Raw genomic sequence first — 26,563 nt, forward strand, 5'->3', positions numbered from 1 at the left:
TTTAGAATGTTACACTTAAGTTTACACCGTATAATCTTGTAGGTGGTGTTTGTGATTGTGTTCCTATACCAACTGCATTACCGTCAGTAAAGTTAAATTCAGGATCTGTATAAACATTATCCTTTGGTCTCCAAGTAAGTAAATTTCTACCAAAGACACCTAAGTTTAAGCTAGAAATACCCATTCTGTCCAATACATCTCCGTCAAACTTATAAGACAATGCAACTTCTCTTAACTTTAAAGTTGTAGCGTCTGTAACATAATTCTCCTTAACTTCTCCGTATTTATCCCAAAAAGCATTTCCACCACCAGATGTTAATCTGTTATCGTTAGCTACATAACCTCCAGAACCATCTGAATATGAAGAATTAGGGAATACAAACGGCTGTCTACCTGCAGTTACACCATGTTGTGTTAAACCTGTAAATTCCAGTGCATTTACCAAATCGTTAAAGAAAACGTGTCCTGTTCTATAATCAGCAACAGCATATAAAGTTAAGTTCTTAAACAAAGTAAAAGTTGTATTAACACCTAAAGTATAATCCGGTGTAGTTTGCCCTTGAGTCTGTGGATCTGAATCTTGTAATGGATCTCCATTATCATCTACTATCACTCTACCTAAATCATCTCTTAAATATGCAGTTGTTCTTAGTAAAGGATAAGGCTGACCAACTTTTGCAACTACAGATACAGAGTTATCATTAAAACCTCCAATAGTAAGTTCATCAACACCATCTGCCAAAGAAACAACTTCAGTATCTATGTCAGAAAAGTTAACTCCCATTTGCCAGCTAAAATTTTCTGACTTTATAATTGTACCACTTAAGTCTATTTCTAAACCAATGTTTTCAATTTCTCCAATGTTTCTAAGATTTTGTGTAGAACCTGAAGCTAATGAAACACTAATAGGAACTATTTGATCTGTTGAATTAGACTTGTACATTGTAACACTACCGTTTAAACGGCTTCTAAACAAACCAAACTCCAAACTAGCCTCTATAGACTTAGTAAACTCAGGGTTTAAATTTGGATCTGCCTCACTACCTGATAAAGACAAACCAGCTGTTGAACCATAAGGGAAATTAGAAGGAGCTGCGAATGTATTATTAATAGCATAACTATCAGGATCATTTCCTGTTTTAGAATAACTTGTACTTAACTTTAAATAACTTAAGCCACTATCTCCTTTAATTTCAGGAAAAGCATCAGATGCTACAAACGACACACCAACACTCGGGTAAAAGAAAGAATTACTGTCCTTTGGTAATGTAGAAGACCAGTCGTTACGTGCTGTAGCATTTAAAAATAAGAAATCTTTATAACCCAAAGTCATATCTCCATATACACCAAATCTTCTATATTCTTCCGTTTCTTCTTCCCCTCCTAATTCTCCTGTTCTTGTAGAAACATTATAGAAATCTGGGATTATTAAGTTTGTCCCACTAACCTGTACTCTCTTAGAGCTTTGTATTCTAACGTTATGACCAACAGTTAAGTTTAAAGACAAATCATCATTAAGTTCTTTGTCAAAATTTAACATAAAATCATTATTAAATCTTGTACTATTTGATGTTTCATCTAAAGTTCGTGCTCCATAAGGATCCATATTAGCATAAGCATCATCTAACTGAAAGGCATAAGAGTAAGCTCCAAACTTTCTTTTAAAGTTAGAGAATCCGCCAGTATATCCAGATATAACAGTAGCAGTAATCCAATCATTAAAATGGTAACTAGCATTTGCTAAAACATTAAACTCAGTATAATCAGATTCTTCTCTTTGTGTATCTATGATAAAATATGGATTTTCATAAAAACGGTAATAAGAAACTTCATTTCTTGTAAATTCACCTGTTTGCCAATTTTTCATTTCAGATAAAGGAATATGCAATGGAGTGTTTAATACATTCCAATATACAGGTCTATCTTGGCGACCACCACTACCTACTTTATCTGAAAAAGATCTGTAAAAAGAAATATTACCACCTAATTCTAATTTATCAAAAGTTCTATTAGCTTTTAATCTAAAGTTTGTTCTATTATAGCGATCTTTTGGAACTGTACCTTCTGTATTGGTTTGATCCAATGACATCAAAATACCACCTTTATCATCACCTCCACTTAAAGTAACACCATGACGCATAGTACTACCTGTGTTAAAAAAGTTTTTATGATTATTTTTTATTGGTGTAAAAGGTACTTGCCAAACTCTACCATCTTCATAAGTTTCACTAGCATCTACTAATCTACCATCATATCTTGGACCCCAGTTTACGTTTTCTAATGGATAAAGAGTTCCATCTGGAAAACCACCTGCACCAAACTCATCTTGCAATTCTGGTAAATAAGCAACACTTTCTAATTGGTAAGATGTATCATAAGTAACTTTTAATTTACCTTTTCCTTTTTTAGTTGTAATAACTAAAACACCATTAGCTGCATCAGAACCGTATAATGCTGCTGCATTTGCGCCTTTTAAAACACTAATATCATCAATATCATTAGGGTTAATTCTATCTAAAACCCCTCTGCTTGATGGAAAACCATCTACAACAACCAGTGCTTCGTTGTTTCCTAAAAGAGATCTATTACCTCTTAAAACAACTCTTGTTGACGGATTAACACTGTTATTTATAGTATTAATCTGCATACCTGATACTTTACCAACCATAGCTGTTGCAACATTAACCGCTTTAGTTTTGGTAACATCATCTCCTTTTACTGTTTGTACGGCGTAAGATAACTCTTTAGGTTTTCTCTCAATACCTAAAGCCGTAACAACAACCTCGTTTAAAGATTCTGCATCTTCTTCCATTTGAAGATTAATAGTATTAGAAGCACCAACTGTCTTATCAGTTGATTTTTGTCCAATATAGCTAAACCTTAAAATTTGGCCTACATTGGCATTGATAGAATAATTCCCATCAAAATCAGTTTGAGTTCCTGTTGTTGTACCTACAACTAAAACAGAAACACCTGGCAATGGCAAACCATTATGGTCTTTAACATTACCAGTAATTGTTTTCTCTTGTCCATAAGAGAAACTCATTAATAACACCAGCAAAGGTGTTAAAATCCAAGCTACTTTCGTTCTCATTTAATATAATTTTTGAGTTAGTACTCCACAAAACTCTTAATTAATAGTTAAGAATCAAAGGAAATATTGTTAACGAAATTATTTAATGTTAAAAAAAAAGTTAAATTTAAATATTAATCAAAATAAAACCGTATAAAATCAATTAAATTAAATTTATTAACTGTTTAATTGATATAAATCTAAAAAAATAACTAAAAAAAAACATTTTAAATATACTTAAAAAGGACAATTATTAAGTTTTGTATATCTAAAAACAAACTTATGTTATTTTTAATATTAACTTTTGATGTTTAAAAAATTACCAATCAAAACTCTTTAAAAGAACATTAAAAAAAAGCAAGTGATGCAGTTAACACAAAGAAGTCCTTGTTTTCGTATAAAAAAAACATAAATTAAGCTAAAGATTCATAAGTTTTATCAAATATTAACACTTAACACCTAATATCATCTTTAGCAATACCTTTAAACTCGGCATACACCAAAATTAACGAACTGTTAACAGAAAAAAAATTAGATACTAGAGCTAGAAAAATTGCCTATACCATATTTAAATCTATTTTTAAAAATCTTCAAAACACACAGAAAAAGAAGAAACCATAAGTTACTTAATAAAAAAACCGCCAAGAGCAATTGCTCTTGGCGGTTAAAAATATTTTAATAATAAAAAACTATTAATTTTGAGTATTAATATTTGGATTAAATAAAATTTCCTCTTGTGGAATTTCATAAGTTAAACGCTCATCATCATGATTAAAAGAATCTCCTGATAAATCTAACCAGTTAGATCCTCTTGTTCTTGTTTCACGTCTTCTTTTCATAATAAAATAAGATTGCCCTTCTGCAAATAATTCCAAACGTGCTTGTAAAGCTGCCTCTTCTGCTAATGCAGCACCAGATAAACCATCAATATAAGAACTATCATCTAATCTTAAATCTAGTAATGCTTTTAAGCTAGTTCTAGCCGCTGCATCGTTACCATTTTCTGCTGCTGCCTCTGCATGTAATAAATACATTTCTGCTATTCTCATATAATGAGAATCTGAATCTATATTAGATTGTGGACCAGAGAAAGCTGCAAAACCATTAAGCTCTGCTCCTTTATAATAAAACTTACCTGAAGGCTGTAAACTTCCAGAAAATTGATTTAATCTTATATCATCATCTCTAAAATTAGCATGTAAATCAGCATCCATCCCTTTAGAGTTACCTACAGCTGCATAGCTATAGCTATAGACATCCATAAAGCCCCACCATGAAAACAAAGATGCTAAACCTTGACCTGTTGGTGTAATATCAATACCCCACATAACACCTGGGATAGAGTTAATATCATTAAAACCTCCAACAGCACCGCTTTCATCTGGCAATAAAGCTACTTCATCTGCAGTCATTATTGGGTAATTACCAGAGTTAACTACTAACTCTGCATAATCTTCAGCCATTGGCCAATTATTTAATGCTCCATATGTTTTAGCTAATAACCCTCTTACTATATCTTGGTTAATTTCAATTTTATCTTCTCTAACAAAACCTTCTAATAATGTTTCAGCATCTGTTAAATCTTTTATAACTAAATCAAAAACTTCTTGTAAAGTAGATTTAGGCTGATCTATGTCTTCTGCACTAGTATAAATAGGAAGCGCTTCTTGAGACAAGTTTGAAATATCATTTACAAAAACATGTGCTAAAAAGAAATATGCATAACCCCTTAAAGCTTTTGCTTGACCAACAGTATACCTAAGATTTTCTGTTTCTGGAACAACATCATTACCACCAGCACCATCTATAACCAGGTTTGAAAGATTTACAACTCTAAAAAGAAACCTCCAAGGTCTATAATTGTAATCTGCATCAGGATCTACAGTAGCTGTTAATTCTGAAATTTGTGTTTGACGATTGTAACTCTTACCTAAATGAGCCATATCTGTAGATAACATATCTAACTGTATGTACTGTGTTGTAATACCAAAATCTTCTTGGCTGTCTGTTCCTCCACTACCTCTACGGTATAAGTTTTCATAAATACCCAATAATGTAGCCTTAGAAACATCTGGATTAATTTTTGAAGCTTCACTCACTTGCTCTTGAGACAACGTTTCTGTTGGAAACACTTCTAAAAAGTCTTCACTACACGAGCTCATAAACAACAAAGCTCCTGCTGCGTATATTATTTTATTTAAAGTTTTCATAGTTTTATAATTTTAAATTAACACCTAAAACAACAGTTGATAATGGATTGTAACGGTAAATTGAAGATCCACCAGTTATAGATGTAGATGGGTTAAAACCTTGTCTTTTAGAGAAAAATGCAAGATTATCTCCTGTTATGTAAAAATCTAAGTTTTTAAGTCCAATTTGCTTACTAATGTCACTTGGTAATGTATACCCTAGTCTAACATTGTTTAATGCTAAATAATCAGATTTAACTAAAAATCTAGTAGATGTAGCACTTTGCTGTATTTGAAATCTAGCATCTTGCCTTGGAATATCTGTAACATCACCAGGTTGCATCCAACGATCTCTAATGTCTACGTGAAAATTATTTGTACCTGCATAATCGTTATCCATTAAGTTGGCATAAGCAGTATCATAAGCATATCCACCTAAAGAGTAATTAAACAAGGTACTTAATGTAAAGTTACCATATCTAGCATTTAATCTAAAAGAACCAGTTACATCTGGTATAGCAGTTTTATTGATAAATTTATCAGCAGCTTCAGAATATACCTCAGTAATATCTTGAACTACATTAGCATCAGGATTATCGTTAGTATAAGATGTTAAATTTGTTATGATCTCGTCACCTGTTCCAAAAACACCATCACCATCTAAATCATTAAAGCTACGCTCCCATTGTGCTGCACCTGTATCTACATTAACACCTGCATACACTGGCATATAGTAATCATATAAAGAACGACCAACTGTACGACCGTAATTTCCACTTATATCAAGCTTTTGTTGTTCACCTGTTGATGGATCTATTGGCATTGCTTTTAATTCATTTTTAAAAGTAGAACCGTTAATACCTAATGACAGGCTAAATTTATCATTTTGAACCAATTTAAAATCTAAATCAAATTCTACACCTGAATTAACCATCTCACCATCATTAACAGAAATTAAAGCATAGCCTACAGAAGGACCAACTCTTCTATCAAAAAACATATCTGTAGTAGATTTACTATATGCTTCTACAGAACCATCTACAAAACCACCAAGCTCAAACTCTACACCAACATTAAACTGATTAGAACTTTCCCAAGTAAGGTCTGGATTTCCTTTAGTAGCAAAAGCTAATGATATGTTATCATTTAAATTATTTACAGAATATAAGTTGTACCCTGGATAATAGTTGTTAGCAGTACCTGTTAATACACCAGAATTACCTAGAACACCATAGCTACCCTTGACTTTTAAGAAATCTACAAAGTTTGAGCCAGACATAAAATCTTCTTGAGATAACACCCATGCTGCACCAACAGAATAAAAATTACCCCATTTTTCATTCAAAAATCTTGAAGAGGCATCTCTGTTAAATGTAGCGTTTAAAAAATACTTACTAGAAAAATCTAAAGTAGCGTTTGCTATATAACTTTCTGTTGTTTCATCTCTAGTAAAACCATCACTAGGTGCATTTACAACACCGTTAGAAATATCAGTTCCAAAAGGTGTTACTAACTTAGAACGCTCTGCTTCTAAATAGTTAAACTTATAAGATGTAGCTACGTGAGATACAAAAGCTGATAAATTTGTTGCTCCAAAAGATTTATTATATCTAAGACCTGTTCTTAATGAATAGTTTTTAACTTCAGATCTAGATCTGTTAATTACCCCACCTTGACCTTTAGCAGGACTATAAAAAGGCTCATTTAAATCTATATCATCACTCATAAAGTATTGATATGAAAAGTTGTTATCTAAAGTTAAACCTTCTACCAATGTAATTTTTAAGTCATTTGTAAAGTTTACCGAGTTGTCTTTAGATCTACTAATGTTAATTTGAGAATCTGCAACACCATTTGTAGCAAAACCAAAACCACGACCATCTTCTAAACCATAGTCATAAAGAGAACCACCATATATAGGATCGTCAATTTTATTTCCATTAGCATCTCTAGTAAATAATGGGTAAATTGATGGAATGTTGTCTATCCACCAAAACTGTGAAGAAGAAGAACTTCCTGTACCATTGTTATTAGTCTCACTCTGCGCATAGTTTAAAGAAGTATTCATTTTTATGAAATCTTTATACTTATTTGTTGCTGAGATACGAGCATTTAATCTTTGATAATCTGTATTACTTGCATAACCTTGATCATCTATGAAACCTACTGAAGTATATACTGAAGAGTTTTCTCCTGTGTTAGCTAAAGAAACATTTCCTTCAATTCTATTTGCACTTTGAAAAGCAAAATCTTCCCAATCTTCTGGCGAATACTTTCTAGTTACACCTGGTCTAACCATACCTGTTGCAGGGTCTATTAATTCTGACACTCCAATAGCTCCACTATCACTAGTGTTCCACATATTGTATACTGGAGAAATATCTGAAACATCTGCATTTGCACCTTCAAATAAGTTTGCATTAGCATAATCTACTGCTGCTACTTGATCTCCATTATTTTCCAATAAACCTCTTTGGTAAGTACCTTCCCAAGCAATACCAATATACTCTTCTGGAGAATCAATAGTCTCGTATCTACCAATACCTTGAAAATTGGCACCAGTTTTAATAGATACACTTATTTCATTACCAGTATCAGAACCTCTTTTTGTTGTAATAACAATTACACCATTAGCACCTCTTGCACCGTACAAAGATGTTGCAGATGCATCTTTAAGAACAGTTACAGATTTAATATCATTTGGATTGATATCATTTAAACTACCTCTAAATGGCGCATCATCTACGATGTATAACGGAGCTTGACTACCATTTACAGAACCAAAACCTCTAATCCTTACTGTAGAAGTACTACCTGGTTGACCACTGGTATTAAAAACAGAAACACCTGCTGCCTCACCTGCTAATGCTTGAGATACGTTTGTGAAAGACTTTTGAGAAATGTTTTCTCCTGCCACTACTTTTGCAGAACCAGCAAAAGATGTTTTAGAAACATTACCAAATCCAGTAACAATTACCTCGTCCAATGCCTCAGCATCCTGCTCCATTTGAATGTTAATTGTGTTACTTGATCCAACTTTTCTATCAGTTGCTTTTTGACCAATATAAGTGTAACGCAAAGTTTGCCCTACTTTTGCTTTAATAGTATAATTACCATCAAAGTCTGATTGGGTCCCTGTTGTTGTTCCAACAACTAAAACAGAAACTCCTGGTAATGGAAGACCATCTTGATCTGTAACATTACCTGTAATTGTTTTCTCTTGTCCGTAAGAGAAACTCATTAATAACACCAACAAGGGTGTTAAAATCCAAGTTACTTTTGCTCTCATTTATTTTCAATTTTTGAGTTAGTTCAACAAAACTCTTAAATTTAAGTTAAAGAAACAAACATTAATTGTTAATTAAATTAACAGTTAAAAACCAAAAAGTGTACATTATAAGTAAATACCTACTTAATTGTTAATTTTATAAAAACAACCGTTCATTAATTTTGAGTGTCAATTGTTAAGAAAAGTATTACTTAGAAACAATTAATAAAGTATAGAGAATTATATAAAGTTGAAAACATAAAATCAATAATAAAAAGAGTTATTATGGGTATAAAGTAACCTCTAGAATTAGTATTTAAGTAATTTGATACTCTTAATTGTTAATTTTATAAAACGAAAAAACCGCTATGAGCAATTGCTCATAGCGGTTAAATAAAAAATATTTATTCTATGATTATCTACCTGAATTCACAGAATCATCTATGTTTTCATTAGCATCTATTTCTACTTGTGGAATCTTTAAATAAAATCTTTTATCGTTAGGTTCCAAGGTTTTTACAATTCTATGGTTTGGAGTTCTAACAATTCCTCTTTGAAGTCTCTTTGCATCAAACCATTCAACACCTATTTCACCGTACAATTCTTTTCTTCTTTCTAAAAGAATTTCTTCCTCTAAAGCAGAACCAGTATTAGTAGACTTAACAGCCAACGGATCTCTATCACTTTGTAATTCATACATCAAATCTCTTGCTCCAATTTCATCTCCTTGCCTAAATTTAGCTTCAGCCTCAATCAAAATCATCTCTGCCGTTCTCATAATAACTATATCACTAGAGAAAGCAAAAATAAACTTAGTACTAGTAACTTTAGTGTAATTAGGAGCTGTACCAACAACAAAAGTGTTACGTGCATCTGTAGCTGTAAATTCATTTGAAAAGAATTCATTAATATACATATTATTATATGCATCATTAACATTATCTATAAATGCAGATGGTGCATTATAATAATAATTAGTTTGATCACCCGTCTGAGGCAATCCCCATATCCATTCTTTATTGTTGATGTCATCAAAACCATTACCATAACTTTTAGAATCCAACACAGAAGCTACATCACCACCATAAGCAGCATTTGCAGCATCTTCAGCACCTTTCCAGTTCCCCATAGTTAAGTAAACTCTTGCTAGTATACCATTAGCTACATCTACATTTATGTAAGACTTTCCTAACCTATCTTTTGGCAAAGTGGAAACAGCCGTAGTCAAATCATCAACTATAAAGTCATAAAGTTCACCCAATGTACCCATTGGCTTACCCTCTAATGAAAGTTCTGTATAAATTGGAGGTGCAGGCAAATCTCTATTCGAAGCAGTATATCCTTCTTGAAACTCCAAAGCTAACTGAAAGTAATAAAAACCTCTTAACGCTTTTGCTTGACCAATTAACTCTGTTTTATCTATTTCAGACAAAGCAGAAGCCTCAACTCCATTTATACATGAATTAAGTTGATTAATCATGTAATAAGGAAACTCCCAACTAAATACAGTTCTAGTATACGTTGGCTCCCTATTGTCATTATCGTAATCAAAACTAAACCAAGAACGCGCATGAATTAAATCATTTCCTTTTACAGTTCGTGCAAAATACATTGAATTTAAACCTCCTGAATCTGTTCTGGTAAATTGACCTCTTGCTCTTCTATTTATTCCTGACAAAAAGGCTTCAACACCTTCTCTTGTTCCAAAAATAACGCTTTCCGCAACAACTTCTGTTGGTTCTGGATCACTTAAATAATCCTCTGAACAACCAACAAATATGAAAGAAGTTATTATCATTAAGGATAAAAATCCTGTTTTTATATAATTTTTCATTTATAATAAATATTAAAATTGAACATTAAGACCTAAACTAATCGTTTTTAACAAAGAAGATCTACTATCTGTAGTACCTGCCAAACTTTGTTCTGGATCTATACCTTTATGACTTTGCCATGTAAATAAGTTATCACCTCTTAAATAGATTCTAACATTATCCAATGTCATTTTGTTTGTTATATCTTTTGGTAAAGTATACCCTAAAGTAATAGCTCTTAATCTAAGGTAATCGTTATCAAATAAGAATCTTGTTGACGTACCATTAAAATCATTTTGAGAGTTTAATAAAAGTGGTACATCAGTAATGTCTCCTGGTTGAGTCCATCTGTTAGCAACATCTGGAGAAGCATTGTAACCTGGTCTAGAAAAACCATCCATTAAACCTGCATAAGAACTATCATATACTTGAGATCCAAAACTAAAGTTAAACAACATATTAAAGTCAAAACCACCAACCTTAAGATCTGTTGTCAAACCACCTGTAACATCTGGTAAAGATGAACCTTTGTAATATCTAGTTGCTTCCGAATAATCCTTTGTAGTTTCTCTCTCTCCTGTTGGGTTACCATCTACATCCAATACGTCTTTATACCACATACCATAACCGTCTGCAGAATCTACTCCTGCCCAGTCTTGAATAAAGAAATCATATAAAGATTTTCCTTCTTTCCATTTCTTTGTTCCATTAATGAATTCATCTTGAGTTAACTCTGTAATTTCATTCTTGTTAATTGCAGCATTAACCCCAACAGACCAAGTAACATTATTAGTTTGTATAACTCTTCCTGCTAAAGAAAACTCATAACCAGAGTTTTTTATAGAACCAACATTTGTTGTAATACCATCATTACCTGTAGAAATTGGTAATGGCTGAGTATAAATTAAATCTATTGACTCTTTACTGTAGTACTCAACACTACCATCCAATCTATCATTAAGCAAAGAAAAATCTAAACCAACATTAAAAATTGCTTGATTTTCCCAAGTTAATTGAGGGTCAGTTACATTGCCTAATATAACACCCGTATTACCTAACTCATTAAATCCTGTCTCAAATCCCTGTACATAAGGAAAGTATGATGTAGTACCTTGGTTCCCTAATTCTCCATAAGAAGACCTTAACTTTAATAAGTTTATAGTATTATTGCCTGCTAAAAAGTTCTCATCAGATATAACCCACGAACCACCAATAGAGAAAAAGTTACCCCATCTCGTGTCCTCAGAAAACCTTGAAGAACCATCTCTACGGTAAGACCCTTCAATAAAATATCTATCCTTGTAGCTATAAGCCAAACGACCTAAGTAAGAAGTTAACCTATTTTCATTTATAAACCCTCTAACACTTTCAGGAAGCGTACTACCATTTAAAACTTTTACGCCTGGTAAAAAACCTGTTGCTTGCGCACCTAACGCATCTACCTTAAGCTTATAAGCTTCAAAAATTGCGGTTGCTTGAATATTATGATCTCCAAAATTTTTATCGTAATTAAGAGAATTTGTAAAGTTAAAAGTTGTAGTAATATCCCTATCTTGGTCTACACGACCACCAACACCTGAAGCTGCACCAACATTATATGCACTATATGAATTACTATCATATAGGTAATTTTCATAAGATAAGTTTGTCTTAAAAGATAAGTTGTCAGACAACTTAATTTTAGCAAAACCATTTATTATAGCACTTGTTCTTTTATTTACATCATCATTGTTATATAATGTACCCACCGCATTTTCATTAGCCAATAAAGGTCTACTACCGTTTACTGTCTGCCCAGTTGTAGAACCGTAATCATAAATAGGGTTACCAAAGTTATCTAAAACTAAACCTCCATTATTACCTCTTCTGTACAATGGATAAATTGAAGACATACTATATATCCACTGGTAAGTACTAGCAAAAGTACTACCCGACTGGGTTGGAAATTGTTGCTTAGATGTAGATAATGAAGTATTTAAACCAACAGTTAACCAATCTTTAACACTAGACTCTAAATTTAAACGCGTAGTAAATCTTTCAAAATCAGATTCTCTAACTGCCCCTTCTTGATTTAAGTAATTAGCAGATAAAAAATATCTTGATGACTCTCCTCCTCCAGAAATACTTACTGTATACTCATTACGCTGAGCAGCACTTCTTAACATTGCATCTTCCCAGTCAGTTTCCCAAAGAGAATTAGCTCCGGCTACTAGGTTTCCATTCTGATCTACAGGTTGCGCGACATTATAAGGGTTATAACCCAAATTTAAAATTAAATCTCTAGATGCATTTGCACCAGCATCTGCAGCAGATTGACCTGCAACATATATATTTTTATTTCTTTCTGCTTCCCATGAATACCTCATCATGTCATCATTACCAATACGATCATGTAAAGCTACAGCTGGAGTAGAAAAACCAGAAACAGCAGATACAGTAATTTTAGCTTCTGAATTATAACTACCTTTTTTTGTAGTTATTAAAACAACACCATTAGCCGCCCTAGAACCGTATAATGCAGTAGAAGATGCATCTTTAAGAATGTTCATAGATTCAATCTGATCCCCACTAATACTATTAATATTTCCGTTAAAAGGAACACCGTCTAATATAATTAGTGGATCAGCACTAGCATTAATGGAACCCACACCACGAATTCTAATTGTTGGGTTAGATCCTGGCTGACCACCTGATGTAATTACGTTTACACCTGCAACAGTACCTTGTATAGCACTAGTTACAGTAGTTAATTGCTGGTTTCCTATTTCCTCAACTCCTAAAGAAGTTACAGAACCAACTATAGACTTCTTTTTTTGAGAACCGTATGCAACTACTACAACTTCATCCAAAGCTTCTGCATCTTCTTCCATCTGAAGACTAATAGTACTTGAAGCACCTACTTTTCGCTCCGTTGTTTTTTGACCAACGTAGCTGTAACGCAATACCTGCCCTACTTTTGCTTTAATAGTATAGTTACCATCAAAGTCTGTTTGAGTACCTGTCGTTGTACCCACAACTAAAACAGTTACCCCTGGCAATGTTAGACCTTCATGATCTGTAACAATACCTGTAATTGTCTTTTCTTGTCCATAAGAAAAGCTCATCAATAACACCAACAAGGGTGTTAAAATCCACGTTACTTTCGTTCTCATTTATTATTATTTTTTGAGTTAGTACCCAACAAAACTCTTAATTAATGGTTAAGATTCCAAGAAATTACCGTTAACGGAGCCTACTTATGTTAAAAAAAAGATTAAAAATGAATAATAAATAAAAAAATGATAAATAAATAAACAAAAATTTAATTTTAATATCAAATAACAGCTGATTCATAAGAAAAATATAAAATTTATTTCATAAAAAATGAGAATAAAATCCTACAAAAAGAACAAAAAAAAACACAAAAAATATCAGATGTTCACTTATTACGTATTTAAAATATTTTAAAAATTAACAAAATATACACTTTAAGTAACTTTTAAATGTTAAAGATATATTTAACTCAATTAAAACCACTCTATAATTAAGCATTTAAGGCCTAACTGTGAAAAATTCTTAATTTTACCTTCTCAATATTTAGATCTTTTATGCTAAAAGCTTATTACAAATTAATAAATGAAGCCGGTACCGATGAAGCTGGCCGTGGATGCTTAGCCGGCCCTGTTACTGCTGCTGCAATTATTTTACCTGAAGATTTTAAGAATGAGATATTAAACGACTCTAAACTCCTTTCTGAAAAGAAAAGAGAACTTTTAAAGCCAATTATAGAAGAACAAGTCATTTGCTTTGGCGTTGCTCATATTTATCCTAAAAAAATTGATGAAATAAATATTTTAAACGCATCTATACTTGCTATGCATAAAAGCATTGGCAAACTAACTACTAAACCAGAGTTTATAATTGTAGATGGTAACCGGTTTAAACAGTATAAAAAAATTGAGCACGAGTGTATTGTTAAAGGTGACTCTAAATATATGAGTATTGCTGCTGCTTCTGTTTTAGCCAAAACATACAGAGATGCGTATATGGAAAAAATACATAAGGAATTCCCTATGTATAATTGGAAAAAAAATAAAGGATACCCAACTAAAGAACATAGAGAAGCTATTAGAGAATTTGGACTCACCAAATACCACCGTAAAAGCTTTAAACAATTACCGGAACAATTAAAATTTCCGCTGTAAGTAAATTAATTTAACTTTGTTATTATAAGTCGTATTTGTATGAAGTTAAAAATTGCTGCTCTATTCCTAATTATATGTTGTATTGGCTGTACCAACATACAACAAACTAAAACCTCTATTTTAGACTATTTACCAGCTAACACAAACACTGTGTTAAAAATTAACGACTATAACAGCTTAACTAGCAACATTAAAAACAATGAGCTTCTAAGTTTTTTTACCAATTCTAACCAATTAAAAGGTTTTAAAAGAGCTACTAACGTCTTAAACCATATAAAACCAAATACAAAAGGTCTTTTAGCGTTTATAACAAATGACAGTACAACTACAGACTTTTATTTTGTTACTAAAGATTCTATAAACTTAGCCAGTTTAGATAGCATCTCTACAAGTACCAACATTTCTGCAAATAACAGAACATATAAAGAGTATAAATTAGATAGTATACCTTATTATAGTGTTAAGGATAATAAATTTACTATTTTCTCTTCAGATAAAAATCTAATAGAAAGTACCTTAAACAAAAGTAACACCAACAAAAACAAAGATGTTCGCAAGCTATACCAAGCTTCCAATAATAACAAAACTGCTACCTTATTTTTACAACAAAAAAATAGTCCTTTTCTAAAAAACACAATACAAAAAGATAGCTTAAAAGAAAGAAAAAATACTACTTGGGTATCTTTAGATATTAACGCTAAACAAGACCAGTTAAATTTAGCAGGTGTTACAATGTCTAACGATTCAATTTTAAATTTTTTAAGCCTATTTAAAAACACAACCGCTGTTGCCAACAGAGCACAAGAATACGCTCCGCAGCAAACAGAGGCTATTACATCTTATACTTTTACAAACTATAACATATTTGCTAAAAACAGAAAAAACTACCTAAGCAAGGACATTAAAATAGATTCTGTTTTTAATACAGTAGAAGAAATAGCCATTATTACCATAAAATCTAAAAAAGCTATTTTATTACAAACTTTTGGTGCTGATAATATTGATGAATACCTAAGTACCTATAAAAAAGCTAGCAACAAAGACAATCCTATAATTACATTAAATAACAACACTGTTTTAATAGATATTTTTAATCCTTTAATACAGGAGTTTAGCGCCAATTATTACACAATTTTAGGCAATGCTTTTATTTTTACTGAAGAAATTGAAACTCTACAAGACATTATTAGCAATTACAAAGCAGGCACTACGTTTAACAAAACACCTCTTTACACATCTGCTACAGAAACTATGGCAAAACAATCTTCAATTTTAGAAATTGGTAATTCTAAAAAGCTAGAGAAAACTATTATTTCAAAATTTTCAAAAGGCAATAATAAACCTAATTTAGACAATTACTTTTATGCTCGTCAGTTGGTTGCAGACGCTAACTTTTACCACACCAACATAACTATTCAAAAAATAAATAAAGCAACTAAGGCTAATACTACTGTTCCTATTTTTACAGTACAATTAGATAATGATTTAGCAACAGAACCACAATTTGTAGAAAACCACAGAAATAATAAAAAAGAAATTATAGTACAGGATATAGAAAATAATTTATATCTAATTTCTACAGACGGAAAAGTATTGTGGAAAAAACAATTGGAAGGTAAAATACAAGGAAAAATAGCACAAGTAGACCTGTACAAAAATGGACGTTTACAATTTGCATTTACGACAAGTAATCAGTTTTTAATTTTAGATAGAAATGGAGAAACGGTAGAGCCATTTTCTATAACTTATGATGGTGGAAATTTAAATGCCCTTGCTGTATTTGATTATGAAAACAACAAAAATTACAGATTTGTTGTTACCCAAGACAAAAAAGTATTTATGTACAATGCCAAAGCAGAAATTGTAACAGGTTTTAAATACACAGAAGCAAGTAGTTCTATTATAAAAAAGCCAAACCACTTTGTTGTTGGCAATAAAGATTACCTCGTTTTTATGCTTGAAGATGGTTCTCTTAAAATTTTAAACCGAGTTGGTAAAGTCCGAGTTAAAACAAATAATAAAATTCCATTTTCTAACAACGATGTAGTTTTATTTAAAAACAAATTTACAGTTACAGATACTACTGCTGTTTTACACCAAATAGCAACTAACGGCAAAACTTCTGCTTCTAAATTTAATCTAATTAAAGAACACGGCTTAGATGCTACCACAAATACATTGGTACTAATGGACCAAAATACAATTACTATAAAAGGTAAAAAAGTAACCCTAGACCTAGGTATGTACAGTAAACCAAAAATATTTTACATTAACAATAAAATATACGTTAGCGTTACAGATTTACAGAACCAGAAAATATATTTGTTTGACAGCAATGCAGCAACTATACAGAACTTTCCGGTTTATGGGAGTTCATTAATTGACTTAGCCGATATAGACAATGATAAAAAGCTAGAACTGGTTGCTAAAGACTTAGACAACTCTTTAATTGTGTATAAAATAAATTAGTTGCTTACTTTGCAATCATTTCTGCCTCAAACAATGCTGTAAAATGCTTTAGTAATTTACTTTTTACTTCTGCTTCGTCAATTGTAGTTTTACCTAGCTCTACATTTAAAGATGTTACTGCTTTGTCTTTTATTCCACACGGAATCATAAGATCAAAATACCCTAAATCTGCATTTACATTTAAAGCAAAACCGTGCATTGTTACCCATCTACTAGCGCGCACACCCATTGCACAAATTTTACGCGCAAAAGGCGTTCCTACATCTAACCAAACTCCTGTTTCTCCGTTAGAGCGCTCTGCTTTTAGTCCATACTCCGCTAAGGTTAAAATTACCATTTCTTCTAGTAGGCGTAAATACTTATGTATATCTGTAAAAAAGTTATCCAAATCTAAAATTGGGTAACCAACTATTTGTCCAGGACCGTGATACGTAATATCTCCCCCCCTATTTATTTTATAAAAAGTAGCGTTTTTTTTAGCCAGTTGCTCTTCATCTATTAGCAAATTAGCCATATCCCCACTTTTTCCTAAGGTATACACATGCGGATGCTCTACAAACAAAAAGTGATTAGGTGTTTTTAAACCTGCATCTTCTCGCCTGTTTTTAATCTTTATATCTAAAGTTTCTTTAAAAAGATCTTCTTGGTAGTCCCAAGTTTCTTTATAATCCTTTTGTCCTAAATCTTGTAGAAATACTTCTTTATTCATTCTACAAAGATACAATTATCTGTCCGGATTATTCAAGATTATAAGTGCTGCAATTGTGCCAGGAACCCAACCACATAACCACAGTAAAAATACAATAACTATAGACCCGCATCCTTTACCAATTACAGACAAAGGCGGACATAAAATAGCCAATAAAACTCTCCAAAAACTCATTTATTAATATTTTGATTGATGTATTTATAAGACGCATCAAAACACTATTTGTTACTGTTTTTCTTCAATTTTATTATAAAACACTATTTAAAGTTAGTTTTTAGGTTGATAACCTAATGCTCATCAACCTAAAACAACACATTTATTACTAATGATTTACAATATACTAACATCAAAATGTAAAAAATTAAAAACCTTTGTATGCTAATGTACTTTCTACTTTGATAGATTACTAGTTTGTAACTATATTTGCAGCCTTAATTATAGATATATGCAGCTTTCGGAACAAGAAATCATCAGAAGGGAAAAATTAGGCAAGCTTAGAGAAATGGGCATTAACCCATATCCTGCAGACTTATACCCAGTAAACACTACCTCTAAACAAGTTAAAGAGAATTTTGAAGAGGGTAAACAGGTGGTAATTTCTGGTAGATTAATGTCTCGTAGGATTCAAGGAAAAGCTTCTTTTGCAGAGCTACAAGATGGTGAAGGCAGAATACAAGTATATTTTAACAGAGATGAAATTTGTACTGGTGATGACAAAACTTTGTATAATGATGTATACAAAAAATTACTAGACATTGGGGATATTATTGGTATAGAAGGCGATTTGTTTACAACACAAGTTGGAGAAAAAACAGTAATGGTTAAAAAATTTACACTACTTAGTAAGTCTTTAAGACCATTACCATTACCAAAGGTAGATTCTGAAGGTAAAGTTTTTGATGAGTTTAACGACCCAGAATTACGTTACCGTCGTAGATATGCAGATTTAGTTGTAAACCCACACGTTAAAGAGGTTTTTGTTAAGCGTACCAAATTGTTTAACGCAATGCGTAGCTTTTTTAATGAGTCTGGTTATTTTGAAGTGGAAACTCCAATTTTACAGCCTATTCCTGGTGGTGCTGCGGCAAGACCATTTATTACACACCACAACAGTTTAGACATTCCGTTGTATATGAGAATTGCTAACGAGCTTTATTTAAAGCGATTAATTGTTGGTGGTTTTGATGGTGTTTATGAATTTTCTAAAAACTTTAGAAACGAAGGAATGGACAAAACACATAATCCTGAGTTTACAGCTATGGAAATTTATGTGTCTTACAAGGATTATAATTGGATGATGGATTTTTGCGAGAAATTGCTAGAACATTGTGCAATTGCCGTTAACGGTACAAGCGAAGCTACATTTGGCGAGCATAAAATTAATTTTAAAGCTCCTTATGCACGTGTAACAATGGCAGACTCTATTAAGCATTTTACTGGTTTTGATATTACTGGCAAAACTGAAACCGAAATTTTTGAAGCCGCTAAAGGTATGGGAATAGAGGTTGATGCTACAATGGGTAAAGGAAAACTTATTGATGAAATTTTTGGTGAAAAATGTGAAGGCAACTACATACAACCTACATTTATTACTGACTATCCTAAAGAAATGAGTCCGTTATGTAAAGAGCATAGAGATAACCCAGAACTTACAGAGCGTTTTGAGCTTATGGTTTGTGGTAAAGAAATTGCAAATGCTTATTCTGAACTTAACGACCCAATAGACCAAAGAGAGCGTTTTGAGCACCAATTAAAACTTGCTGCAAAAGGTGATGATGAAGCTACTGAGTTTATTGACGAGGACTTTTTACGTGCATTAGAATACGGTATGCCTCCTACATCTGGTATGGGAATAGGAATGGATAGGTTAATTATGTTTTTAACCAACAACCAATCTATACAAGAGGTATTGTTTTTTCCTCAAATGAAGCCAGAGCGCAAAGCTGTTGCTTTAAGTGATGAAGGAAAAGCAGTTTTAGCTGTTCTTAAAAAAGCCGAAAAATTACCGTTAGAAGAATTAAAGTCTACTTCTGGTTTAAGTAATAAAAAATGGGATAAAACTATTAAAGAATTAACCAAAAATGGTGTTGCTAAAGTCAACAAAACAGATGATGGTTTATTTGTAGAAATAGCTTAAAATCCATTTACCTATAAATTTAAAACAGCGTTACTTTTACAGTAACGCTGTTTTTGGTTAAATAATAACCGTCATCAAAACAAATAACCTTGTTTGTTTTAATTTTTAAGTATTGTTTAATTAGTCTTCATTTTTATCATTACGGTTTATATACTGCACATCTCTTGTATTTTTTTGCACTGCAATGGCAGAAAATAAACTTAATAAAAAAGACATTCCGTAAAATCCTTTTTCACTTAATTGCAAATCTGCGTTCCATAAACCTACAACTAATAATACTATAGATGCCACTGCTGCAAACCAACTAATTCCATAATAAATATCTGTTACTGGTACGTCTTCTAACTTATCTCTCACTGCTTTTTGCACAGATATAACAGAGAATAATCCAAAAAGTAAAATTGTAAAGTAGTATCCTTTTTCATTTAAAAGCATATCTGCGTTCCATAAACCTATACAAAAGGCAACCATACCAACAAGTAAAGATGTCCAAGCGGCTCCTATAAAAGCAGAGGTTGGTTTTTGGTCATACACTTTTTTATCTTTCTTCTTTTTTAATTTTAATTCTTTTTCTACTGAAACATTTGTTTGATAATCCATAATTTTTGTGTTTTGATTACGGTACAAATATGTGACGGTTTAAAACCTACAACAACACAACTTACACAAAAAACTGACGATATATTTTATATTAAAACAATTAAATAGACTATATTTATTGTATACATATATATTTTTAATGACGATTAAATGACAGATTTAAATTTAATAATAACTACATTAACTGCAGAAGAGCAACAACAATTTGTACTTTATTTGAAAAAAAAGAACAAACGTAGCGACATTAAAAACATTCAGTTATTTAAGCTTCTTCAGCAAAACAACTTATCCTCTACAGAAATTTGCTTGCAGTTATACCAAACAAATAAAAAAAATGCCTATCACGCTTTAAGAAAACGCTTATACAACTCTTTAATAGATTTTATAGCTAATATTAATTTAGAAGAAGAAAACTCTGTTGATATGCAAATTATTAAATACATATTGGCGTCTAGGTCTTTTTTACATAACAAGCAATACAAGCTTGCCTATAAAATATTGCACAAAGCAGAGGTTTTAGCAGAGACTCATTATTTGTTTGCAATTTTAAACGAAATATATCATACTAAAATCCAATATGCTTATGCAATACCAGATCTAAATATTGATAGCTTAATCACTAAATTTAAAATCAACCAAAAAAACCTATTGCTAGAGGACCAATTAAATATAGTGTATGCCAAAATGAGGCAAACATTAAACAACATCACTTATAAAGGAGATGTTATAGATATTGAAACCTTATTAAAAAATACACTGCAAGATCACCAAATAACTATAACTGAGTCTTTATCTTTTAAATCTTTATACCAATTAATAACCTTAGTTAGCATACCTGCTTTTGTTACTAATGATTATTTAAAAACAGAACCCTTTATCATAAAAACCTACGCTATTTTAAAAACACACAAAAGCGCTAGCAAACAACTGTATTACCATATAGAAGTATTATTTTTAATTGCTAACACCTTGTTTAGAAACAAAAAGTTTAACGACTCATTACACTATTTAAAGCTGATGGAAACACAAATGTTAGCCAATAAAAAAAAATATTACAATGCTTTTAAATTAAAATATCAATTTTTACTTGCCCTAAATACCAATTATACCAACCAACAAAATAAAGCCATTAGCATTTTAGAGCAGCATATAAATAGTAAACACAGTGATTTAGACTCATTGCTTAAAATTCATTTAGGGTTAAGTACATTTTACATACAAGCAGAAAAACTTAAAGAGGCTCAACAAATTTTTTCTAAATTTTACCATACAGATAATTATTACGAGAGTAAGGCTGGTAAAGACTGGGTTATTAAAAAGAATTTAATAGAAATTATTTTACACATAGAGCTAAATAACATTAACCTAGTAGAATCTAGATTGCTTAGCTTTAAAAGAAATTACTTTAAATATTTAAAACAAATAAATCAGCACCGAGCAATTACATATTTATCTTTTATAGAACTGTATTATAAAGACCCATCACAATTATTAACAGATAAGTTTAAAGAAAAAGTGCAAAGTTCTTTTGAGTGGGTAGGAAAAGAAAAAGAAGACATTTTTGTAATGAGTTTTTACGCTTGGTTAAAGAGTAAAATGGAAAAAAAACCACTTTACCAAACAACTTTAGAAATGGTGCAATTAGCTAAAGAAAATTAATTTTATATTGATAATGTATCAGCTAGTACTCACTTTTCTTTCAGGTTTGTTCTCAAACTCTATATTTGTATACTTATAAGTATGGTAAACTATGGCAATTAGCAAAAAAATAGGACTTATAGCAGGTCCTTTGGTATTTATCTGTATTCTTTTTTTTCCAATAACAATACTATCTATAAAAGCAGATGCTGTATTAGCAGTTGCTGCCTGGATGGTTATTTGGTGGATTACAGAAGCGGTATCTATTTCTGTAACTGCACTATTACCTTTAATTTTATTTCCTATACTTAATGTAATGCCATTAAACACAGTAGGTGCTAACTATGGCAATAAAATTATTTTTTTATTCTTTGGTGGTTTTATTTTAGCGCTTGCGTTAGAAAAAGTAAACCTACATAAACGTATTGCTTTAAATATTATTAAAATTACAGGTACAACACCTAATAAAGTTGTTTTAGGTTTTATGATTGCTACTGCTACATTAAGTATGTGGATTAGCAATACCGCTAGTACAGTTGTAATGCTCCCCATAGCAGTATCTGTTATAAAATTACTTGTTAATGATGAAGATGGTTTTACAAAAAGTGATAAAAACTTTGCCCTAAGTGTAATGCTTGGCATTGCTTTTTCTGCCAATGCCGGTGGTATTGCAACCATTATTGGCACACCTCCAAATTCGGTTTTAATAGGGTTGTTAGAAGAACAATATAATATAGAAATATCATTTTTAAAATGGATGATTATTGGCTTGCCATTTTCAATTGTATTACTAACCGTGATCTACTTTGTGCTTGTAAAATGGATGTTTCCTAACAAGCAACTAGAGTTTTCTGCATCTAAAGATGTTATTAATTTAGAATTAGAAAAACTTGGATCTATTAATAAAAGAGAAAAAATGGTTCTTATAATATTTGGCGTTACTGTTTTTCTATGGATTTTTAGAACATTAATAAACTCCATTTTTCCCAATTTAGGATTGTCTGATACTGGAATTAGTATGATAGCTGCCGTATCTTTATTTGCAGTACCCTATAATTTAAAAAAAGGAGATTTTATTTTAAATTGGAAAGACACAGAAAAACTTGCTTGGGGAATTTTAGTATTATTTGGTGGAGGCTTAGCTCTTGCAAATGGTATGGCTACCACAGGTATTGTAACCACAGTAACAGAGGCTATATCTAGTAGTAATATAAATATCTTTTTTACTGTATCGCTTTTAATATTATTAATGTTATTTATGACAGAGCTTATGAGCAACGTAGCTTTAATAACAGTTTTAGCACCAATTGTTGCTGGTATTGCAATTGGGTTAAACATTCCAATGCTAAATATACTTATACCTGTTACAATGGCCAGTAGCTGTGCTTTTATGTTACCAATGGCTACACCACCAAATGCTATAGTTTTTGCTAGCGGTTATATTAAAGTTAAACAAATGGCAAGAGTAGGTATTATTTTAAATTTAATTGCTGTAGGCTTATTAATTTTACTTTATCAATTTATACTACCAATACTTTTTTAAAAATAGAATAGCCTCTGCAAAGCAAAGGCTATTCAATCGACTAATTCAATCCTACAAAGAGATATTGTAATTCCTATTTGTTGTTGATTGTTATATAAATAGACGAAAAAAATCTTCAAAAGTTACAATAAATGTAAAATTTTAACATAATAATCATTAAATCGTAATTTAATTAACAAATGTTAAGTTATGTTAATATATCACATAAACAATTGATTATCATTGACTTAAAATAAAAATAAGTTTACTCTACCTATTATATTGTTATGATATTATTAACATAGAATTAGGATTTTTTTGCGGTTATTTGTTTTTATTCAAAAAAATTAACTCAAACTAACAATGATTAAAAGTTTACTCACCAAACTTCTATTAGCTGTTTTTCTATTTGGTTCTCTTACCAATTTAGAAGCTCAATCTAAAAAGAAGAACAAGAAAAGCAAGAAAAAAGCTAAAACAGAAGCTCCAGCTTCAAAACCAAAAAAAGGAGCTATTTTACCTTACAGCAAGGTAATTACCAAAGATGCTAAAACAGACACTGGTTTGTTTAATGTACACACTGTAGATGACAAACGTTATTATGAAATTCCAGATTCTTTGTTTAACAAAGAAATGTTAATGGTTAGCAGAATAGCAAAAACAGCAACCGGATTAGGTTTTGGCGGCGGAAAAATTAACACTCAAATGTTACGTTGGGAGAAAAAAGACAAAAAAGTTCTTCTACGCATTATGTCTACAAACATTGTTGCAGATGAAAAACTACCTGTACATGAAGCTGTAATGAACTCTAACTTAGAGCCTGTTTTATATTCTTTTGATATTAAAGCGATAAAAAAAGATTCTCTAAACCCTACAACTGTTATACAAATTAATGACTTTTTTCAGAAAGATGTAAAAACATTAGGTTTACCAGAGCGTAACAGAAAACAATACAAGGTTAGTCGTTTAGATGATAGCAGAAGTTATATTGAAAGTGTTAAAAGTTACCCTTTAAATATTGAGGCTAGACACGTAAAAACATACTTTGCTGGCAACCCACCATCTAACTCTGCGTTAGGGTCTATTACATTAGAGATTAATAACTCTATGATTTTGCTTCCAAGCAACCCAATGAAAAGACGTTATTTTGACGAACGTGTAGGCTGGTTTGCTCGTAGTCAAGTAGATTATGGTTTGGATGCTCAAAAAAGTAAATCTGTAACTTATTTAGATCGTTGGAGATTAGAAGTTAAGGATGAAGATTTAGAAAAATTTAAAAGAGGTGAACTTGTAGAGCCTAAAAAGCAAATAGTTTATTACATAGACAGGGCTACTCCAGAAGAATGGGTACCTTTTATTAAGCAAGGTATAGAAGATTGGCAAGTTGCTTTTGAAGCTGCTGGTTTTAAAAATGCTATAGTTGCAAAAACACCACCTACTCCAGAAGAAGATCCAGAATGGTCTGCAGAAGATGTTAGGTATTCTGTTGTAAGGTATTTAGCTTCTCCAATTCCAAATGCAAATGGTCCTCACGTAAGTGACCCAAGAACTGGTGAAATTTTAGAATCTGATATTAATTGGTACCACAACGTAATGACATTATTACGTAACTGGTTTTTTATTCAAACCGCAGCTATTAATCCAGATGCAAGAGGTGTTGAGTTTAAAACTGAAGTTATGGGTAGGTTAATACGCTTTGTATCTTCTCATGAAGTTGGCCACACCTTAGGCTTACCTCATAACATGGGAAGTAGTGCTGCGTACCCTGTAGATTCTTTACGCTCTGCATCTTTCACAAAAAAATATGGTACTGCACCATCAATTATGGATTATGCACGTTTTAATTACATAGCACAACCAGGAGATGAAGGTGTAGCTTTAATGCCAAATATTGGTATTTATGACAAATATTCTATTAGTTGGGGTTACCGTCCTATTTTAGACAAATCTGCTAAAGATGAAAAGAAAACTTTAGATAGCTGGATTTTAAAGCACGCTGGTGATCCTCTTTATCGTTTTGGAAGACAACAATTTGGGGTTATAGATCCAAGTTCACAAACCGAAGATTTAGGTGATGATGCAATGAAAGCTAGTAGTTATGGTATTGCTAACCTAAAAAGAATTGTACCTAACTTAATTAAATGGACAGCAGAAGATGGCAAGTCTTATGATGATTTAGATGAATTATATGGACAAGTTTTAGGACAATATAACAGATATATGGGTCACGTATCTAACAACGTAGGTGGCGTATATGAAGATTACAAAACATATGATCAAGAAGGCGATGTGTACTCTCACGTAGCTAAAGAAAAACAAAAAAGAGCAATTCAGTTTTTACATAAACAATTGTTTGCTACACCTACTTGGTTGTTAGACAACAATATTTTAAACAAAATTGAAAATGCTGGTGCTGTTGAACGTATTAGAAATACACAGTCTAGAACGTTAAATAATCTTTTAGATACCGGTAGAATGGCTCGTATAATAGAAAACGAAGCTTTAAACGGATCTAAAGCCTACAACTTAACTACAATGATGGCTGACGTAAGAAAAGGCATTTGGAAAGAGTTAAGCACAGGAAGATCTATAGATACATACAGACGTAATTTACAACGTGCTTATGTAGATCGTATGGAGTACCTAATGACAGCAAACCCTAAATCATCTAGATTTGGTACAGCTGTAAATGTCAGTCAGTCTGATATTAGAGCTGTAGTAAGAGCTGAATTACAAACGCTGCAACGTTCTGTAAAATCTGCTGCTTCAAATTCTAGCGGTATTAGAAGAGCTCACTTAAAAGATATACAAGAGAGAATAGAATCTATTTTAGATCCTAAATAAGAATAAATCATCTTTATTATTAAAGGGCTGTAGTGTAATTTACATTACAGCCTTTTTTATGCAACATACTTAATAGCAACACACTACACTAAAAAAACAGTTACACAACAAATAAA

14 protein-coding genes are annotated in these 26,563 nt (G+C 31.6%); 6 read left to right on the top strand and 8 right to left on the bottom strand.

The window, feature by feature from the left end:
* Window position 1: 1 nt before the first annotated feature.
* From Q4487_RS11380 to Q4487_RS11400, 5 genes are all read right to left on the bottom strand, one after another.
* Window positions 2-3,094, bottom strand: coding sequence for a SusC/RagA family TonB-linked outer membrane protein (locus tag Q4487_RS11380; RefSeq protein WP_303543278.1), 3,093 nt, complete (start codon window positions 3,092-3,094; stop codon window positions 2-4).
* Between the two features lie 671 nt (window positions 3,095-3,765).
* Window positions 3,766-5,283 carry a RagB/SusD family nutrient uptake outer membrane protein gene (locus tag Q4487_RS11385; protein WP_303543276.1) on the bottom strand — a complete coding sequence of 506 codons (1,518 nt, stop codon included), beginning with the start codon at window positions 5,281-5,283 and terminating at the stop codon, window positions 3,766-3,768.
* A 4-nt stretch (window positions 5,284-5,287) separates the two neighbouring features.
* Entirely contained in the window at window positions 5,288-8,551 is a 3,264-nt protein-coding gene (locus Q4487_RS11390; protein WP_303543275.1) for a SusC/RagA family TonB-linked outer membrane protein, read from the bottom strand.
* A 394-nt stretch (window positions 8,552-8,945) separates the two neighbouring features.
* Window positions 8,946-10,364 (bottom strand): RagB/SusD family nutrient uptake outer membrane protein, encoded by a 1,419-nt coding sequence (locus tag Q4487_RS11395; protein WP_303543273.1) that lies wholly within the window; start codon window positions 10,362-10,364, stop codon window positions 8,946-8,948.
* 12 nt (window positions 10,365-10,376) lie between these two features.
* Complete coding sequence (locus tag Q4487_RS11400) at window positions 10,377-13,496, bottom strand: TonB-dependent receptor (RefSeq protein WP_303543271.1); 3,120 nt, start codon at window positions 13,494-13,496, stop codon at window positions 10,377-10,379.
* Between the two features lie 435 nt (window positions 13,497-13,931).
* Here Q4487_RS11400 and Q4487_RS11405 point away from each other — a divergent pair, with 435 nt between their 5' ends.
* Together Q4487_RS11405 and Q4487_RS11410 are read left to right on the top strand one after the other, a co-directional pair.
* Window positions 13,932-14,528 (top strand): ribonuclease HII, encoded by a 597-nt coding sequence (locus Q4487_RS11405; protein ID WP_303543269.1) that lies wholly within the window; start codon window positions 13,932-13,934, stop codon window positions 14,526-14,528.
* A gap of 39 nt (window positions 14,529-14,567) precedes the next feature.
* Window positions 14,568-16,997: a ribonuclease HII gene (locus Q4487_RS11410; RefSeq protein WP_303543267.1), complete on the top strand. Its 2,430-nt coding sequence runs from the start codon at window positions 14,568-14,570 to the stop codon at window positions 16,995-16,997.
* Window positions 16,998-17,001: 4 nt separating this feature from the next.
* Here the strand turns inward: Q4487_RS11410 and lipB are convergent, their stop codons facing one another.
* Together lipB and Q4487_RS11420 are read right to left on the bottom strand one after the other, a co-directional pair.
* Complete coding sequence (lipB, locus tag Q4487_RS11415) at window positions 17,002-17,706, bottom strand: lipoyl(octanoyl) transferase LipB (RefSeq protein ID WP_100894998.1); 705 nt, start codon at window positions 17,704-17,706, stop codon at window positions 17,002-17,004.
* A 15-nt stretch (window positions 17,707-17,721) separates the two neighbouring features.
* Entirely contained in the window at window positions 17,722-17,880 is a 159-nt protein-coding gene (locus Q4487_RS11420; RefSeq protein WP_013620258.1) for a YqaE/Pmp3 family membrane protein, read from the bottom strand.
* Between the two features lie 271 nt (window positions 17,881-18,151).
* On the opposite strand from Q4487_RS11420, the gene lysS reads away from it, so the two are divergent.
* On the top strand, window positions 18,152-19,843 hold the full coding sequence (gene lysS / locus Q4487_RS11425) for a lysine--tRNA ligase (RefSeq protein WP_303543265.1): 1,692 nt from the start codon (window positions 18,152-18,154) through the stop codon (window positions 19,841-19,843).
* 120 nt (window positions 19,844-19,963) lie between these two features.
* Here the strand turns inward: lysS and yiaA are convergent, their stop codons facing one another.
* Window positions 19,964-20,443 (bottom strand): inner membrane protein YiaA, encoded by a 480-nt coding sequence (gene yiaA, locus Q4487_RS11430; RefSeq protein ID WP_303543263.1) that lies wholly within the window; start codon window positions 20,441-20,443, stop codon window positions 19,964-19,966.
* A 150-nt stretch (window positions 20,444-20,593) separates the two neighbouring features.
* On the opposite strand from yiaA, the gene Q4487_RS11435 reads away from it, so the two are divergent.
* The 3 genes from Q4487_RS11435 to Q4487_RS11445 all read left to right on the top strand — a co-directional run bounded on the left by Q4487_RS11435 (window position 20,594) and on the right by Q4487_RS11445 (window position 26,447).
* Window positions 20,594-22,102, top strand: a complete 1,509-nt coding sequence (locus Q4487_RS11435) for a hypothetical protein (RefSeq protein WP_303543261.1) — start codon at window positions 20,594-20,596, stop codon at window positions 22,100-22,102.
* 91 nt (window positions 22,103-22,193) lie between these two features.
* Window positions 22,194-23,624 carry a DASS family sodium-coupled anion symporter gene (locus tag Q4487_RS11440; protein ID WP_303543259.1) on the top strand — a complete coding sequence of 477 codons (1,431 nt, stop codon included), beginning with the start codon at window positions 22,194-22,196 and terminating at the stop codon, window positions 23,622-23,624.
* Between the two features lie 342 nt (window positions 23,625-23,966).
* Entirely contained in the window at window positions 23,967-26,447 is a 2,481-nt protein-coding gene (locus Q4487_RS11445) for a zinc-dependent metalloprotease (protein ID WP_303543257.1), read from the top strand.
* The last annotated feature ends 116 nt before the right edge of the window (window positions 26,448-26,563 follow it).

The organism is Cellulophaga sp. 3_MG-2023 (assembly GCF_030546975.1).
In the GTDB taxonomy this organism is placed as follows: domain Bacteria; phylum Bacteroidota; class Bacteroidia; order Flavobacteriales; family Flavobacteriaceae; genus Cellulophaga.

What these genes read in the sequence shown, in the direction of transcription:
- Q4487_RS11380 (WP_303543278.1), bottom strand. Translation starts at nt 3,094, where the DNA reads ATGAGAACGAAAGTAGCTTGGATTTTAACACCTTTGCTGGTGTTATTA.
- Q4487_RS11385 (WP_303543276.1), bottom strand. Translation starts at nt 5,283, where the DNA reads ATGAAAACTTTAAATAAAATAATATACGCAGCAGGAGCTTTGTTGTTT.
- Q4487_RS11390 (WP_303543275.1), bottom strand. Translation starts at nt 8,551, where the DNA reads ATGAGAGCAAAAGTAACTTGGATTTTAACACCCTTGTTGGTGTTATTA.
- Q4487_RS11395 (WP_303543273.1), bottom strand. Translation starts at nt 10,364, where the DNA reads ATGAAAAATTATATAAAAACAGGATTTTTATCCTTAATGATAATAACT.
- Q4487_RS11400 (WP_303543271.1), bottom strand. Translation starts at nt 13,496, where the DNA reads ATGAGAACGAAAGTAACGTGGATTTTAACACCCTTGTTGGTGTTATTG.
- Q4487_RS11405 (WP_303543269.1), top strand. Translation starts at nt 13,932, where the DNA reads ATGCTAAAAGCTTATTACAAATTAATAAATGAAGCCGGTACCGATGAA.
- Q4487_RS11410 (WP_303543267.1), top strand. Translation starts at nt 14,568, where the DNA reads ATGAAGTTAAAAATTGCTGCTCTATTCCTAATTATATGTTGTATTGGC.
- lipB (WP_100894998.1), bottom strand. Translation starts at nt 17,706, where the DNA reads ATGAATAAAGAAGTATTTCTACAAGATTTAGGACAAAAGGATTATAAA.
- Q4487_RS11420 (WP_013620258.1), bottom strand. Translation starts at nt 17,880, where the DNA reads ATGAGTTTTTGGAGAGTTTTATTGGCTATTTTATGTCCGCCTTTGTCT.
- lysS (WP_303543265.1), top strand. Translation starts at nt 18,152, where the DNA reads ATGCAGCTTTCGGAACAAGAAATCATCAGAAGGGAAAAATTAGGCAAG.
- yiaA (WP_303543263.1), bottom strand. Translation starts at nt 20,443, where the DNA reads ATGGATTATCAAACAAATGTTTCAGTAGAAAAAGAATTAAAATTAAAA.
- Q4487_RS11435 (WP_303543261.1), top strand. Translation starts at nt 20,594, where the DNA reads ATGACAGATTTAAATTTAATAATAACTACATTAACTGCAGAAGAGCAA.
- Q4487_RS11440 (WP_303543259.1), top strand. Translation starts at nt 22,194, where the DNA reads ATGGCAATTAGCAAAAAAATAGGACTTATAGCAGGTCCTTTGGTATTT.
- Q4487_RS11445 (WP_303543257.1), top strand. Translation starts at nt 23,967, where the DNA reads ATGATTAAAAGTTTACTCACCAAACTTCTATTAGCTGTTTTTCTATTT.